Annotated in this window: 13 protein-coding genes; 10 read left to right on the forward strand and 3 right to left on the reverse strand. The window is 59.5% G+C overall.

The annotated features are described in order from the left end of the window. Positions 1-44: 44 nt before the first annotated feature. The 8 genes from ACR0C3_RS03365 to glmM all read left to right on the forward strand — a co-directional run bounded on the left by ACR0C3_RS03365 (position 45) and on the right by glmM (position 10,932). The gene (locus ACR0C3_RS03365) at positions 45-566 is read left to right on the forward strand and encodes a DUF6446 family protein (protein WP_170677600.1); all 522 of its coding nucleotides are present in this window, start codon (positions 45-47) and stop codon (positions 564-566) included. Positions 567-576: 10 nt separating this feature from the next. Then, positions 577-1,788: a sodium/glutamate symporter gene (gene gltS / locus ACR0C3_RS03370; RefSeq protein WP_480757148.1), complete on the forward strand. Its 1,212-nt coding sequence runs from the start codon at positions 577-579 to the stop codon at positions 1,786-1,788. A gap of 9 nt (positions 1,789-1,797) precedes the next feature. After that, on the forward strand, positions 1,798-4,017 hold the full coding sequence (gene glyS / locus ACR0C3_RS03375) for a glycine--tRNA ligase subunit beta (RefSeq protein ID WP_480757149.1): 2,220 nt from the start codon (positions 1,798-1,800) through the stop codon (positions 4,015-4,017). A gap of 68 nt (positions 4,018-4,085) precedes the next feature. Continuing rightward, positions 4,086-6,647, forward strand: coding sequence for a putative PEP-binding protein (locus tag ACR0C3_RS03380; RefSeq protein WP_480757151.1), 2,562 nt, complete (start codon positions 4,086-4,088; stop codon positions 6,645-6,647). A gap of 186 nt (positions 6,648-6,833) precedes the next feature. Beyond that, positions 6,834-7,475, forward strand: a complete 642-nt coding sequence (locus ACR0C3_RS03385) for a cell wall hydrolase (RefSeq protein ID WP_170638959.1) — start codon at positions 6,834-6,836, stop codon at positions 7,473-7,475. Between the two features lie 163 nt (positions 7,476-7,638). Continuing rightward, positions 7,639-8,559 (forward strand): dihydroneopterin aldolase, encoded by a 921-nt coding sequence (locus ACR0C3_RS03390; RefSeq protein ID WP_480671913.1) that lies wholly within the window; start codon positions 7,639-7,641, stop codon positions 8,557-8,559. Continuing rightward, positions 8,556-9,554: a dihydropteroate synthase gene (gene folP / locus ACR0C3_RS03395; protein ID WP_480757152.1), complete on the forward strand. Its 999-nt coding sequence runs from the start codon at positions 8,556-8,558 to the stop codon at positions 9,552-9,554. The genes ACR0C3_RS03390 and folP overlap by 4 nt, the downstream gene beginning before the upstream one ends. 34 nt (positions 9,555-9,588) lie before the next feature. After that, positions 9,589-10,932 carry a phosphoglucosamine mutase gene (glmM, locus tag ACR0C3_RS03400; protein WP_170478391.1) on the forward strand — a complete coding sequence of 448 codons (1,344 nt, stop codon included), beginning with the start codon at positions 9,589-9,591 and terminating at the stop codon, positions 10,930-10,932. Here the strand turns inward: glmM and ACR0C3_RS03405 are convergent. Both ACR0C3_RS03405 and ilvC read right to left on the reverse strand, forming a co-directional pair. Further along, complete coding sequence (locus ACR0C3_RS03405) at positions 10,929-11,831, reverse strand: DMT family transporter (RefSeq protein ID WP_480757153.1); 903 nt, start codon at positions 11,829-11,831, stop codon at positions 10,929-10,931. The genes glmM and ACR0C3_RS03405 overlap by 4 nt on opposite strands. Before the next feature lie 123 nt (positions 11,832-11,954). Beyond that, the gene (ilvC, locus tag ACR0C3_RS03410; RefSeq protein ID WP_480757154.1) at positions 11,955-12,977 is read right to left on the reverse strand and encodes a ketol-acid reductoisomerase; all 1,023 of its coding nucleotides are present in this window, start codon (positions 12,975-12,977) and stop codon (positions 11,955-11,957) included. A 131-nt stretch (positions 12,978-13,108) separates the two neighbouring features. Between ilvC and ACR0C3_RS03415 the strand changes: the two genes are divergently transcribed. Continuing rightward, entirely contained in the window at positions 13,109-13,564 is a 456-nt protein-coding gene (locus ACR0C3_RS03415) for an Lrp/AsnC family transcriptional regulator (protein ID WP_480757155.1), read from the forward strand. Next, positions 13,561-14,019: an Lrp/AsnC family transcriptional regulator gene (locus ACR0C3_RS03420; RefSeq protein WP_170376412.1), complete on the forward strand. Its 459-nt coding sequence runs from the start codon at positions 13,561-13,563 to the stop codon at positions 14,017-14,019. The genes ACR0C3_RS03415 and ACR0C3_RS03420 overlap by 4 nt, the downstream gene beginning before the upstream one ends. Before the next feature lie 6 nt (positions 14,020-14,025). Here ACR0C3_RS03420 and ACR0C3_RS03425 read toward each other — a convergent pair whose 3' ends face one another. Next, positions 14,026-14,727, reverse strand: coding sequence for a GntR family transcriptional regulator (locus ACR0C3_RS03425; RefSeq protein WP_480757157.1), 702 nt, complete (start codon positions 14,725-14,727; stop codon positions 14,026-14,028). Positions 14,728-14,836: the final 109 nt, after the last annotated feature.

Below are 14,836 nucleotides of genomic sequence, written 5' to 3' on the forward strand. Positions count from 1 at the left end.
ACCTGTCCCATTTTTCAGGAACTTGAAAGAGGTAGCCTAAGACAATGACGGGAAAATTGCTTGCGATCATTCTGGGGCTTTCGGCTGTGATGGCCGGGGCGGGCATGTATTACCTGCAAGTCTACGGCTTTTATTATGAGGTCGAACCGAAGCCCGGACAGGACGTCGCCCTATTGCCTGTGGATGGCGAAACTCCCCAGCCGATTGCCTATTCTTCTTTTCAGGCGATTGATGCCGATAGCTCTCCGATCCGGTATCGAGCCTGTTTCAACACGGATCTCTCCGAAGAACAATTGTTAGGTTTCATGCCGGTCGAGAATGCAGAGCCCCTGACCGCTCCGGGTTGGTTTGATTGCTATGATGCGGCCGCCGTGGCTGAAGCGTTGAAGACGGGGCAGGCGCAGGCCTACATGAGCGCGAAGAATATCCACTACGGAGTCGACCGCATTGTCGCGATCACCGAAGATGGGCAAGGCTTTGTCTGGCATTCCCTGAACAATTGCGGTGAAAAAGCCTATGATGGCACCGTGGTCGGCGAGGAATGCCCACCCAGACCGCAGCAGTAAGGAGACCGCCATGCAGCACGTCGTCGAAATCCCCGAGTTTCTGACGGCGACCTTAGGTTTTGCCGTTTACCTGCTTGGCGCACGGATCAATGATCGCGTCGCCGCACTTCGCAATTTCAACATCCCCGAACCCGTGACCGGAGGGTTGCTGGCTTCGTTTGCCGTTCTGGCGCTGTATTTGATATTCGATCTTGAACTCGCATTCGAGCTGGGTACGCGGGATTTTCTACTGGTCGTATTTTTTGCCGGGATCGGATTGAATGCACGTCTGTCTGACCTGATTTCGGGCGGCAAGCCGCTGTTTTTGCTTCTGATCCTGACCCTTGTGACGATCGTTATGCAAAACGTGATCGGTGCGGCTGGCGCTTCCATGTTTGGTTATCCGGCGCAGGCGGGTGTTCTATTCGGCTCGGCGGCGCTGATCGGCGGGCACGGGACGGCAATCGCATGGGCGCCCGAAGTCGCGCGGGCAACAGGGTTGGAAAGCGCGACCGAGCTGGGCGTGGCCGTTGCAACGCTGGGTTTGGTTCTGGCCGCCCTGGTTGGTGGACCGATTGCGCGGTTGCTGGTTGAAGGGCGCAATCTCAGCCCCGACCGTCCAGATGAAGGGCCAAGTGTCGGGCTGCCGGACGAAACAGAGGGCAAGTCGCTCGATATCGACCACCTGTCGATCATGCGCATTTTGCTGCATCTAAACCTCGCGATCATTGCGGGCTATTCTCTGAACGAAGCGATCTCGGCTGCTGGTCTCAAGCTGCCGCTGTTTGTGCCGTGTTTGATCATGGGAATCGTCATCGCCAATGTGCGCGCCTTAGTGGCACCGTCGGCCCCACCGGTATCGCGCACGCCATCGCTGGCGTTGATCTCGGAATTTGCCTTAGGCGCGTTTCTGGCGATGTCACTGATGAGCCTTCAGCTTTGGACTATCGCCGAGCTTGGCATGGCCATCGTCGTCATCATGTCCGCCCAGACCCTGTTCACGGTGGTTTTTGTGCTGTGGGTGCTGTTCCCGGTCATGGGCTCAAATTACCGCGCCGCGGTGTTGGCTGCAGGGTTCGGAGGCTTCGCTTTGGGTGCAACCCCCACTGCTATCGCGAATATGACCGCAGTAACCAAGCGATATGGACCATCGCCTATTGCCTTTATCGTGCTGCCCCTTGTATCCGCATTCTTTGTGGATATCGCCAATGCCATCGTCATCCAGACGATCGTAAATTTCTAAGGACCGAAAATGCCCGACCTGCTGATCGAACTGTTTTCCGAGGAGATCCCCGCGCGTATGCAGACCCGCGCGGGTGAGGACCTGAAAAAGCGGATCACCGATGGTTTGGTCGAGGCCGGTTTGACCTATGCCTCTGCCGCCGCCCTGACTACGCCGCGCCGTCTGACCTTAGCGGTTGAAGGGCTGCTAGCCGAGAGCCCGACGATCCGTGAGGAACGCAAAGGCCCCAAGGTCGGCGCGCCTGACAAAGCGATCGAAGGCTTCTTGCGCGGCGCTGGTTTGACCCGTGACCAGCTAGAGGAACGCGACACCCCCAAAGGCGCGGTCTATTTCGCCCAGATCGAAAAGCCCGGACGCCCGGCGGCTGAGATCGTGGCCGAAGTGCTTGAAGCCACGATCCGCAACTTCCCATGGCCCAAGTCGATGCGCTGGGGCTCCGGCCCGATGCGATGGGTGCGGCCTCTGCACTCGATCCTGTGCATTCTGACCGATGAGGCGGGCGCGCAAGTCGTTCCGCTTGAGGTCGAAGGCATCACCTCCGGCGACACGACCGAGGGCCACCGGTTCATGGCTCCGAACCGTTTTGCCGTCACCTCGTTCGAGGATTACGCCGCCAAGCTGAAACGCGCCTTCGTGGTCCTGTCGCCCGAAGAACGCGCCGAGCATATCTGGAACGACGCCCAGAACATGGCCTTTGCCGCTGGTCTGGAAGTGGTCGACGACAAAGGTCTGCTGGCCGAGGTCGCTGGTCTGGTTGAATGGCCAGTGGTGTTGATGGGGCAGATCGACGACGAATTCCTCGACCTGCCGCCTGAGGTGCTGCAGACCTCGATGAAAGAGCACCAGAAGTTCTTTTCCGTTAAGAACCCCAAAACCGGCCGGATCGAGCGTTTCATCACCGTCGCCAACCGTGAAACTGCCGACAATGGCGCGACCATTCTGGCAGGGAACCAGAAAGTCCTTTCGGCCCGCCTGGCCGATGCGAAATTCTTCTGGGAGAACGATCTGCGCGTCGCCAAAACGGACATCGCCCAATGGACCCGCGCGCTGGAAAACGTGACCTTCCACAACAAACTGGGCACACAGGCGGAACGCATCGAACGCATCGCCGCGCTGGCGTGTGAACTGGCCCCGTTGACCGGAGCAGATGCCGATCAGGCCGAAAAAGCCGCGCGTCTGGCCAAGGCCGATCTGAGCTCTGAGATGGTCTATGAATTCCCCGAACTTCAGGGTCTTATGGGCCGCTATTACATCGAAGCAGCAGGCGAGGACGCCGCCGTGGCCGCTGTGGCACAGGATCACTACTCACCGCTTGGTCCGTCAGATGACGTGCCGACCGCACCGCTTTCGGTGACCGTGGCGCTGGCCGACAAGCTGGACACGCTGACAGGATTTTGGGCGATTGATGAGAAGCCCACCGGGTCGAAAGACCCGTTTGCCCTGCGCCGTGCTGCATTGGGCGTAACTCGACTGATCCTCGAAAACGATCTGCGGCTGTCTTTGGATCGGTTCTTTGACAGCCAACTGATACGAGCAGAAAGCGCAATCAATGAGGCGCTGCCGGAAGCCAATGTTCTTGATCTGTTGGAAGAAATTGCAGAACGAGGTGTCTTTGGTGCTGCATTCCAGACGGTAAGAGACAAAATAGATGATTTGCCTGCGGCAGCTTTTCTTGAACTTGAGAAAAAGGTCCCAGATGCATCTGACGATCTCCTGTCGTTCTTCCACGACCGCCTCAAAGTCTTCCTCCGTGATGAGGGCATCCGTCACGACGTCATCGACGCCTGTATTGCGATGGGCGGCAATGATGACCTCAACCTACTGGTCAAACGCGCCCGCGCACTGAACGTGGTGATCGCGACCGAGGATGGGGAAAACCTCGTGCAGGGGTTCAAGCGGGCCAACAACATCCTGACGCAGGCCGAAGAGAAGGACGGGGTCGAATACTCCTACGGTGCGGATGTGAAATTCGCCGAGACCGACAGCGAAAGGGCTCTGTTCGCGGCGCTGGATGCCGCTCAGGCGCAGATTGATCCGGCGCTCAAGGCCGAGGATTTCCCGACCGCCATGGCGGCCATGGCCGCCCTGCGCGAGCCGGTGGATGCGTTTTTTGAGGATGTGCAGGTCAACACCGACAATGACATCCTGCGCCGCAACCGCCTGAACCTGCTCAGCCAGATCCGCTCGGTCTGTTCCAGCGTTGCCGATCTGACCAAGATCGAAGGCTAAAGGTCCGGGCGCGCGGATTTGCGCGCCCAGATCACCCTTGCGCGACGGGCGCATGGGCCTATGCTGCGGTGAAACCAAAAGGTGCCGCAGTGCAGAATAATCCGCATACCACGCTCATCACGTCCACCGCGCCCGTTGCCCCGCACACCCATGGGGGCCGGGCAAAGTGCCTGCAACGTCTGGTCCGGTTGGAGATGCCGGTGCCGCGCACGGTCGCGTTGTCTTTTGACGCGGTGCAGCGCATCGCCGAAGGACAAATCCCCGATCTGGCCGCAATCCTTGAGCAATTCGAGCCGACGGCCCTGCTGTGTGTGCGTCCCAGTTCCGAGGACCCCGATTGGGGCGGCCCCGGTGCGGTTCTGAATATAGGCATGAACGAAGCGCGGTTTGCCGAGCTATCGAACTCGATGGGCGATGAGCCTGCCGCAGCCATGTATCTGCGCTTTGTGCAAAGCTACGCGATCCATGTCGCGCGTTTGGATGCGGATGTGTTCGACGAGATCGACGAGGATGGTGTCGTGGGGTTGAAGCGTACTCTGCACGCCTATGAGGACGAGACCGATGAGGTTTTCCCCGAGGATCGCGGTGAGCAGTTGATTGGCGTTTTGCGCTCGATGGCGCGGGCGTGGGATGGCACCTCAGCGCGCCTGTTACGTCAGGCCAAGGGCGCTCCGGCCGATGCGGGGTTGGGGCTCGTCATCCAAGAGATGATACCGGGCGTCGGACAGGGCGAATGCGGATCGGGTGTGTTGCAGTTGGTGGATCCGACAACCGGGATGCCTCAGATCACTGGCCGGTACCTGAGCCAGAGTCAGGGGCGGGATGCGTTGGGCGAAGACGTCTCGGCGCTGTATCTTGAGAAAGACCCGCGGGGACCGTCTCTGGAAGAAGTGGCGCCCAACGCATTTGCCGATCTGAAAGCTCAGGCCGCTTTGATGCGCGAGAAGCTGCGCGAGGAAATGCAGGTCGAATTCGTGATCCAGAACGGCAATGTGCATATTCTGGACGGCGTGCGCGTTCAGCGGACCTCGCGCGCGGCGATGCGGATTGCGGTGCGGCTGGCTGAAGACGGTATCATCCCGCCACAAGAGGCGGTGATGCGCGTGGACCCTCATGCACTGAACGAACTGTTGCACCGGCAGGTCCACCCCGAGGCAGAGCGGGATGTACTGACCACCGCGATTGGCGCAAGTCCGGGGGCGTCGACCGGCAAGATCGTGTTTACGGCCGCCGAGGCGCAAGCCAGCGCCGCGCGGGGCGAAGCCTGTGTTCTTGTACGCCGCGAAACCTCGCCCGAGGATGTTCGGGGCATGCATGCCGCCGTTGCCGTTCTGACCGAAAAGGGAGGGATGACCAGCCATGCCGCCGTGATCGGGCGGGGTTTGGGTCTGCCTTGCATCGTCGGTGCCTCTGAAATGCGGTTCCAGACCAAGAAGAAAATGCTGACGACCCCGGATGGGCGAGTGTTCAAGACCGGAGACGTTCTGACGATCGACGGAAGCTCGGGTCAGGTTCTGGCGGGGCAGCCCGAGATGCTTGAGGCCGCGCTGGACGACTGCTTCCAGACACTCATGGGCTGGGCGGATGCCGAGCGGGATATCGAAATCCGCGCCAATGCCGATACCCCTGCGGATGCGCAGACTGCGCGCAATTTTCAGGCGCAGGGCATCGGCCTGTGCCGGACCGAGCATATGTTCTTTGACCCCGGCCGCCTGATCGTGATGCGCGAGATGATCTTTGCGCAGACCTCCTCGGGTCGTGCCGCCGTGTTGGAGCGTTTGCTGCCTATGCAGCGCGACGACTTTGTGCAGCTTTTCCGCATCATGGAGGGGCAGCCGGTCTGCATTCGTCTGTTTGACCCGCCGCTGCACGAATTCCTGCCCACCACCCGCGGCGGCCAGCGCGAACTGGCCGAAGCGTTGGATCTGCCTGTCTCGGATGTGGAGCGTCGTGTCTCTGCGATGACCGAATACAACCCGATGCTGGGCCTGCGCGGCGTTCGCCTGGGCGTTACGGTCCCGGAAATCTACGACATGCAGGCCCGCGCGATTTTTGAAGCCACGCTTGAGGCCCGCAAAAACGGTGCACCGGTTGTACCCGAGGTGATGATCCCTCTGGTTTCGGCCAAGCGAGAGGTCGAGTTGGTAAAGTCCCGCATCGACTCGGTGGCGGCCGCTGTCGCTGCCGAAAAGGGGCAGGAGTTCGAATACCGCCTCGGCGTGATGGTCGAAACACCACGTGCTTGCCTGCGCGCCGAAGATATTGCACCAAACACCGCGTTTTTAAGCTTCGGAACCAACGACCTGACCCAGATGACCTATGGTCTTTCACGCGACGACGCGGGGCGTTTCATGTCGGCCTATGTCCGGCAGGGGGTCTTCACCGAGGACCCGTTCCATGTTCTGGACGCCGACGGGGTTGGCGAATTGCTCAAGCTCGGGTCCGAGAGAGGGCGCGCGGCACAGCCCGATGTGACCCTTTCAGTCTGCGGAGAACACGGCGGAAACCCCGAATCAATCGCCATTTGCCGCGATCTTGGCTTTGACTATGTGTCCTGCTCTCCGTTCCGGGTACCGGTCGCTCGGCTGGCTGCCGCTCAACTGGCGATTTCGTCCAGACTTGGGGGTTGACAGCAGCCTGAAACCCAATGATTAGTGGTCAATAAGCGAACTTGTGGCGGAATTGTTTTTCTCCACGAGCGAATTTCCACTTGTATTTGCCTCTGATCTGGACCTTTGCGCAAGACTGCGCTAAATGCCTCGTCGCGCCCGCCGGGGGAGGGTTTGGCGCGTGAAGTGCCTGTGCGAGGTTATCTGATGCTACGTTACATAATGGCTGTTGCCACATTGGCGGCAACCGTGCTGCCGAGTGCGTCCTACGCTGAGAGGGAAGCTACGGATGCCAATAAGAAAGAACTAGTTGCCCGGAGTGAATTGCCGGGTCAGAGCTTTCGGGATTATCTGAAATTGTTCCAGCCGCGCAAAGTGGTGGAACCGATCAAAGTGTCCTATTCCAAGGATTGGCTGGACCAACAGCCCAAAGCGTCCGGAGATGAAGGCTGGAAATGCCTGTCAGAGGCGCTGTATTTTGAAGCCCGCGGCGAAAGCGTGCGCGGTCAGTTTGCAGTGGCCGAGGTTATCCTGAACCGGGTCAAGAGCAGCCGTTTTCCCGACAGCCTTTGCGGTGTGATCCGTCAGGGGACCGGCAAAAAGTACCAGTGCCAGTTCACCTATACATGTGATGGCCGCAAGGAAGTGATTCACGAGAAGAAAGCCTTTGAGCGTGTCTCGAAAGTCGCCCGCGCGGCGATGGATGGCGTTGCCAAAGAGTTGACTGAAGGGGCGACCCACTATCATACCACCGCGGTCCGCCCGTCCTGGGCGCGGGTTTATAAACAGACGGCGAAGATTGGTGTTCACATCTTCTACCGTCACAATTACCGCACTGCGAGCAACTGAGGCAGGTCTAGCGCTGCGTCTTGAATTCAAGGCGCAGCGTATACCATTGCACGCAGAAAAAGCGTCGAAATCAGCGGTTGGAATGGCGTTTGTATGAATGCTATAGGCCCTCGAAACGCCTAAACTGGGCGAAAGTTTCACCGAGCCCAAGAAGGCCTGACCCATGAGTTCTGAAATCCGCCTCGCTTTTGCGCACCCCTCTGAACGGTCCGAGGCGACCTCGCCCAGAGGGCCTTTGGATCGCATCTCGCTCCGTGATCATACTGTCGAGGTTGAGATCGGTGCCTTTCAGGCCGAACGCGGCACAACCCAGCGTATCTGCTTTAATATCGTGGTTGAGGTGCGTCCGCTGACCTCGGATATTGACGATGATGTGGATCGTATCCTGTCCTATGACCGCGTGACCGAGGCGATTGCTTATGAACTGGCGGCCGAGCGTCTGAACCTGTTGGAAACGCTGGCTGAACGTGTGGCCGAACGTATCCTGCTGGAGCCGCAAGCGGTTCGCGTTTTTGTCCGGATCGAAAAGCTTGATCGTGGCCCCGGTGCGCTTGGGGTCGAGATCGTGCGCGGCAAGGACGCTGTGCATCACGACGTCGTCGAAGAGGAACGCCCTCATCCACGTCTTGTTTATCTATCGAATGAGGCGATGGCGTCGGACAATCTGACCGGCTGGATCGATCAGTTGGAAAACCGTCAGCGTCCCTTGATCCTGTGTGTCGGGGCCTCGGACCTTCCAGTACCGCAGACGGGTCACGCTATGACCCAGCGCCGCATCGACCTTTTGTCGATCGAACAGAACGCGTGGGTTCTGGCCGCGTGCGATCATCGCTGCGTGGTTGTGTCGACCCGGACCGAGCTGGATTGGGCGATGAAGAACGGCCAGATTTGCGTCTGGGCCCCGTCAAAGATCGTTCTGGATGCTGTCGACGGCCCCTCTGCCGCGCCCTCCGACGCAGTTGCGCTGGCGGCATGGTTTGCCGCCACCTTTGAGGCCAGCGAGATGATGGTGATCGGAGGCGCCTTGCCGAAAGAGCCGAAAACGCCGCTGCGTGCTGTGGCCATTGATCAGGCACAATTGTGAACCGCTACTACCGACCGCTGGTCCAGCACGGTACGGCTCGTCCCGATGACGCCGTGCCTATGGCCGGACAGTCGCTCTGGTTCACTCATGCCGAAGCGCTTTCGCGCGATGGAGCGTCTCAGGTCGTAGCTGCAGCGGATATCCCCGCGGATGTGCTACAGCGCCTCAGCCGACCGCGCGCGGCGCTGTCCGGTTTGGATATGGCGCGCCCTCATATAATGGGTATCCTGAACGCAACGCCTGACAGCTTCTCGGACGGTGGCATCCACAGCTCGATCGAGGCCGCGCAGGCCGGAGCCCTTGAGATGGTCTCACACGGCGCCACGATTCTGGATATCGGCGGAGAATCTACGCGTCCTGGTGCAGATTTCGTCCCCGCAGACGAAGAGATCACCCGGACCCGCCCGGTGATCGAAGCGATCCGGGCTGAGACCAACGCCCTGATCTCAATCGACACACGCAAGACCGCTGTAGCCAAAGCGGCCTGCGAGGCCGGGGCGGGTCTGGTCAATGATGTCTCGGGCTTCACATTCGACCCGGAGCTTGCGCCTTTCTGCGCAGGGCTGGGCGCGCCGGTCTGTGTCATGCATATGCAGGGCGATCCTGCGACCATGCAGGACAATCCGGTCTATGAAAACGTGGTGCTGGATGTCTACGATTTTCTGGCCGGTCAGATCGAACGGCTTGAGGCGTTGGGCTTGAACCGGGATCTGATCATCGTCGATCCCGGCATTGGTTTCGGCAAGACCGAGGACCACAATCTGGCCCTCCTGCGCAACTTAAGCCTGTTCCACGGGCTGGGTTGCCCGATTCTACTGGGCGTCTCGCGCAAAGGCTTTATCGGCTCCATCGGGCAGGAGCCGCGAAAAACCGCGCGCGCGCCGGGGTCAATCGCGGTTGCTCTGGACGGATTGTCCCAGGGCGTGCAGATCATTCGGGTCCATGACGTGGCCGAGACAGCTCAGGCCTTGCGCCTATGGGCTGCCGTCCGTTAATCCGGTCACAAGCAGATTTTACGGAGAGTCGACTATGCGCAAGCTGTTCGGAACTGACGGTGTGCGGGGCACAGCCAATACGCATCCGATGACAGCAGAAATGGCCTTGCGCATAGGTGCGGCGGTCGGGCGCTATTTCCGGCGCGACACGACCGGAGTTCACCGCGTAGTCATCGGCAAGGACACGCGCCTTTCCGGCTATATGCTGGAAAACGCGCTGACGGCGGGTTTGACTTCGACCGGTATGAACGTGTTGCTGCTGGGTCCGGTGCCGACCCCTGCGGTGGGTCTGATGACCCAATCCATGCGCGCGGATCTGGGCGTCATGATCTCGGCCAGCCACAATCCGGCGGAAGACAACGGCATCAAGTTCTTTGGGCCTGACGGCTATAAACTCTCGGATCAGGCCGAGCTTGAGATTGAGCGTTTGATCGAAGAAGGCGTCAGCCCCGCTCAGGCGCAGAATATCGGGCGTGCCCGTCGGGTTGATGACGCGCGGTTCCGTTATGGCGAGCGGGTCAAATCCTCGCTTCCGCGCGATGTGCGTCTGGATGGTTTGAAAGTGGTGATAGACTGCGCCAATGGGGCAGCCCACCGCACGGCTCCTGAGGTCCTGTGGGAGCTTGGCGCCGAAGTCATCCCGATGGGCGTGTCGCCGAACGGCAAGAACATCAATCTCGAATGTGGGTCGACCAAGCCGCGCGTGGCTGCGGAAACCGTTGTCTCGCATGGCGCGGATGTTGGAATCTGCCTCGATGGAGATGCGGATCGGGTTGTCGTTATTGATGAAAATGGCAAGGTTGCCGATGGCGATCAACTGATGGCCCTTTTGGCCGGGGCTTGGGCTCGGGCTGAGCAGCTGCGTGGTGGTGCCCTGGTGGCGACGGTCATGTCCAACCTCGGGCTGGAACGGCATCTGCAAGGGCAAGGCCTGCGGTTGGAGCGGACAGCGGTCGGGGATCGGTATGTCGTAGAACGGATGCGCCAGGGCGGCTTCAACCTTGGCGGCGAACAATCCGGCCATATCGTCATGAGTGACTATGCGACAACCGGCGACGGCCTGATGGCTGGGTTGCATTTCCTGTCGGAGATGGTTTTGAGCGGACGCAAAGCCTCTGAGCTTGCGCAGCAGTTTGAAACGGTCCCTCAGCTGTTGAAAAACGTACGCTACCAACAGGGTCAACTGCCGCTTGAGGTGGCCAGCGTTCAAGCCGCGATTGCCGATGCCGAAGCGCGCCTCAACGGGCAGGGTCGTTTGCTGATCCGCAAGTCAGGGACCGAGCCTCTGATCCGTGTCATGGCTGAATGCGAGGACGCCACCCTTTTGATGCAGGTGGTTGATGGCATCGTGGCCGAGGTCGAGGCAGCGGCGTCCTAGCGGCCGATCAGAGCTTTGCGCAGACTGAACCACTGGCTGATGGCCATGCCCGTCAGAATCAGGGTCAGTGCGATGTAGAACCGCAGGGGCAGGGCTTCGGATAGGATCCACGCTCCGAAGACCATCGACCAAACAGGGACCTGATAGTTCACGAGGGTCAGAAATACCGACCCCGCGCTGCGCGTGATCGAGACACGCAAGAGGTTCGCCAAGGCTGTCGGTACCAGGCCCAGTACGATCAGCGCCAGAGTGGGGCGGGTGCCTTGCCATTCGGGCAACCCCTCGGTCATCAGCATGATTGGCAGCAGCAGCGCCGCGCCCACCAGCAATGTCAGGGCCGCCAGTGCAACCGGATCAACCGGGGGGCACCGTCGCGTCAGGATGGATGAAACCGCATAGCACAATGCCGCCGTGATGCAGGCCATTTGCGCAAGTGGCTCGGTTCCTTGACCGAGTTGCAAAAGCCCCGGACCTATCAGGACCAATGCGCCGGAAAACCCAAGGCACACCCCAAGAAAACGACGCAAGTTGAGCGGTTCGTCAGAGAAGAAATGCGCCAGTGGCAGCACCATCAAGGGGATGGCCGCCATAGACAGGCCCGCAAAGACCGACGGCACAAATTGCTGTCCCCAACTCAGCAGCATGAACGGTATCGCCGTGGACAGCACGCCGATCAGGATGATCGAGCCGCCGAGTGCCGGGGTGAGGGTTGGAAACCGACGTCCGGTGATCCGCATCAGCAAGAGCAGCGTCAAAGCGCCAAGCGTGGTGCGAGACGTCGCAACCGTGATTGGGCCATACCCCTCAAGCGCCATGGCCACGACCATGAACGTACCGCCCCAGATAAGGCCAAGCGAGAAGACGCCGATCCAATCCTGTTTTGTGGGCTGGGACACCATGGAAGCACCTGTGGTTTGGGAAGAAAGTCGATTTTAGTCAGATGTTTATGGGTCGAGTTATACGCGGTTGCAAATGAAAAAGGGCGGCCAAACGGGCCGCCCTTTCGCCGACGGATGCCGGGCTTAGTTCTTTTCTTTGTCGACCATTTTGCCGGCCGAGATCCAGGGCATCATGGCGCGCAGTTTGGCACCGGTTTCCTCGATCATGTGCTCGTCATTGGCACGGCGCGACGCTTTGATGGTCGGCTGGCCAACGGCGTTTTCCAGCATGAAGTCACGAACGAATTTACCCTGCTGGATGTCGTTCAGAACCTCTTTCATACGCGCTTTGGTCTCGTCGTATTTCAGGATACGCGGGCCGGTGACGTACTGGCCGTACTCAGCCGTGTTCGAGATCGAGTAATCCATGTTGGCGATGCCGCCTTCGTAGATCAGGTCAACGATCAACTTCACTTCGTGCAGACACTCGAAATAGGCCATCTCGGGCGCGTAGCCCGCTTCGACCAGAGTTTCAAAGCCGCAGCGGATCAGCTCAACCAGGCCGCCGCACAGAACAGCTTGTTCGCCGAACAGGTCGGTTTCGCATTCTTCACGGAAGTTGGTCTCGATGATGCCCGAGCGACCGCCGCCGATGGCCGAGCAGTAGGACAGGCCGGTTTCCAGCGCTTTGCCGGTTGCGTCGTTGTTGACGGCAACAAGGCAAGGCACGCCGCCGCCTTTAGTGTATTCGCCACGTACGGTGTGGCCGGGGCCTTTGGGGGCCATCATGATGACGTCGACACCTTCTTTCGGCTCGATCAGGCCGAAGTGGACGTTCAGACCGTGCGCGAAGGCAATGGCCGAGCCGGGCTTGATGTTGTCATGCACGTATTTCTTGTAGGTCTCAGCCTGTAGTTCGTCGGGCATGGTGAACATGATGACATCGCACCATGCGGCCGCTTCGGCGATACCCATGACCTCCAGACCTTCGGCTTCAGCTTTCTTGGCCGAGGGCGAACCTTCGCGCAGGGCGACGACCAGGTTCTTCGCACCCGAGTCGCGCAGGTTCAGCGCGTGCGCGTGACCTTGCGAGCCATAGCCCAGGATGGCCACTTTTTTGTCTTTGATCAGGTTGATGTCGCAATCGCGATCGTAGTAGACGCGCATTTCGCTGGTCCTTTCTGTTTCGATTGCTGTGCTTTTAGCCTGAGCCTTTGGTATTGGCGATAGGGTTGAGATTGAGTATTTGTAAAAAAGATGAAGAATAATTCTCTGAATTGTGGAAACGTGAAAAAATCATGCTTGATGATGTTGATCGGCGGATACTGCGCCATTTTCAGGCGGAGCCAAGCCTGACAACGGCCGAACTTGCCGAACGGTGCCGTATCAGTTCGGGTGTTTGCTGGCGACGGATGGAAAAAATGCAGGCGGCAGGGGTGATCGAAGGCCAAGAGGCCGTGATCGACTGGGCCGCCTTGGGCTACGCGGTTGAGGTCTCGTTGCGGATCACGCTGGACAAGACGCAGGCTCGGGCATTTGACGAATTCACCGCGGCCGCGCGCGAGGTTGCCGAGTTGATCGAAATTCAGACCTTCCTTGGCCGCGTGGATGTGCGCCTTTCGGTTTTGGCGCGGGATATGGCGCACTATCAGCAGGTCTATCGGGACCGCATTCTGACCCTACCGCATATCGCCGATATCGAGGCCTTGATGCACATCGCGCGCCTCAAACGAGACGAGGTGCTGCCAGTATGATCGAGCTGGATGAGATCGACCGCAAGATCCTGCGAGCTCTGGTTCAGGACGCGACCCAAAGCGCCGGCGCGCTTGGGCGTCGTCTGGACCTGTCGCAACCCGCCACGTGGCGGCGCATTCGCCGGCTGGAAGAGGCGGGCGTAATCAAGGGCCGTCGTCTACGCCTGAATGCTGAGGCTTTGGGGTTCGGCGTCACCGTCTTTCTCGGCGTCAAGCTGGCGCGCAAAGGGCAGGTGAGCCTTGAGGATTTCGAGCGCGCCGTCAGTGCCATCCCCGAGGTGCAGACCGTCGAGCACGTTCTGGGGTTGTACGACTACCGCCTACGAGTGGTTGCGCGAGATCTGTCGGATTTCGAACGGGTCCTGCGGCGGCGGATTATGACCCTTCCCGGTGCCGGAGATGTCGAGGCAAATGTCTTGCTCAGCGAAGAACGGTTGCCCGGACCAATTGGTTGAACCGGATCAGTACTTGGTGCGAATGCAGAAGCCCGGATGATGCGTCATCCGCGCAAAGGTCAGGGGCTTTTCATCCTTCCAGGTTGTGCGCTCCAATTGAATCATCGACGTGCCCGCGGTGGTGCCCATGAATTCGGCCAATCGGCTGTCGGCTGACACGGCGCAAAAGGCGACCTCGGCATCGGTGAACGGCGCTGCATTCAGCAGCCATTCATGTGGGCCATTATCGCTCAGGTCGGCCTCCTCGACTTCGGGCACCGTATCAAGGTTGATCCAGCGTTCCTCCAACTGAAACGGCCTGTTGTCGGCGTAGTGCATGCAAATGACGTGCAGGATGCGCGCATCTGGCGCCACGCTGAGTTGCGATGCCAGCCAGCCGGGGCTGGTGACAACGTTGCGCTCGACCAGGGCATAGCGATACGCCGCGTTCTGGTTTTCGACCACCTGACGAGTCAAGGAAAACTCCAGCTTGGCATGTTTGCTGGGCTCTTTCTTGACGCGTGTTCCGCTTTTGCGTTTGCGTTCGACGACTCCCTGATCGGCCAGTTCGCGCAGGGCGCGGTTAACGGTCGCGCGGGCGCAATTGAACTCTTCCGCCAGCTGGGTCTCGGTCGGCAGCAATGATCCCTGAGGCCAAATACGGCTTTCGATCCTGCGCTTTACTTCATCTCGAACACTCTGAAAGCTGATCCGCTTATGTGCAGTCACGGGTTTTAATTTCCCTTCGTTTTAAAAGTGTATGCATCTGGGCAGAAGCACGCAGAAGTGTAAAGGGTATGTGATACTAGTTGGCGTCAATACTAAGATAATGGCGTGT

This window comes from Ruegeria sp. CK3 (assembly GCF_056536565.1).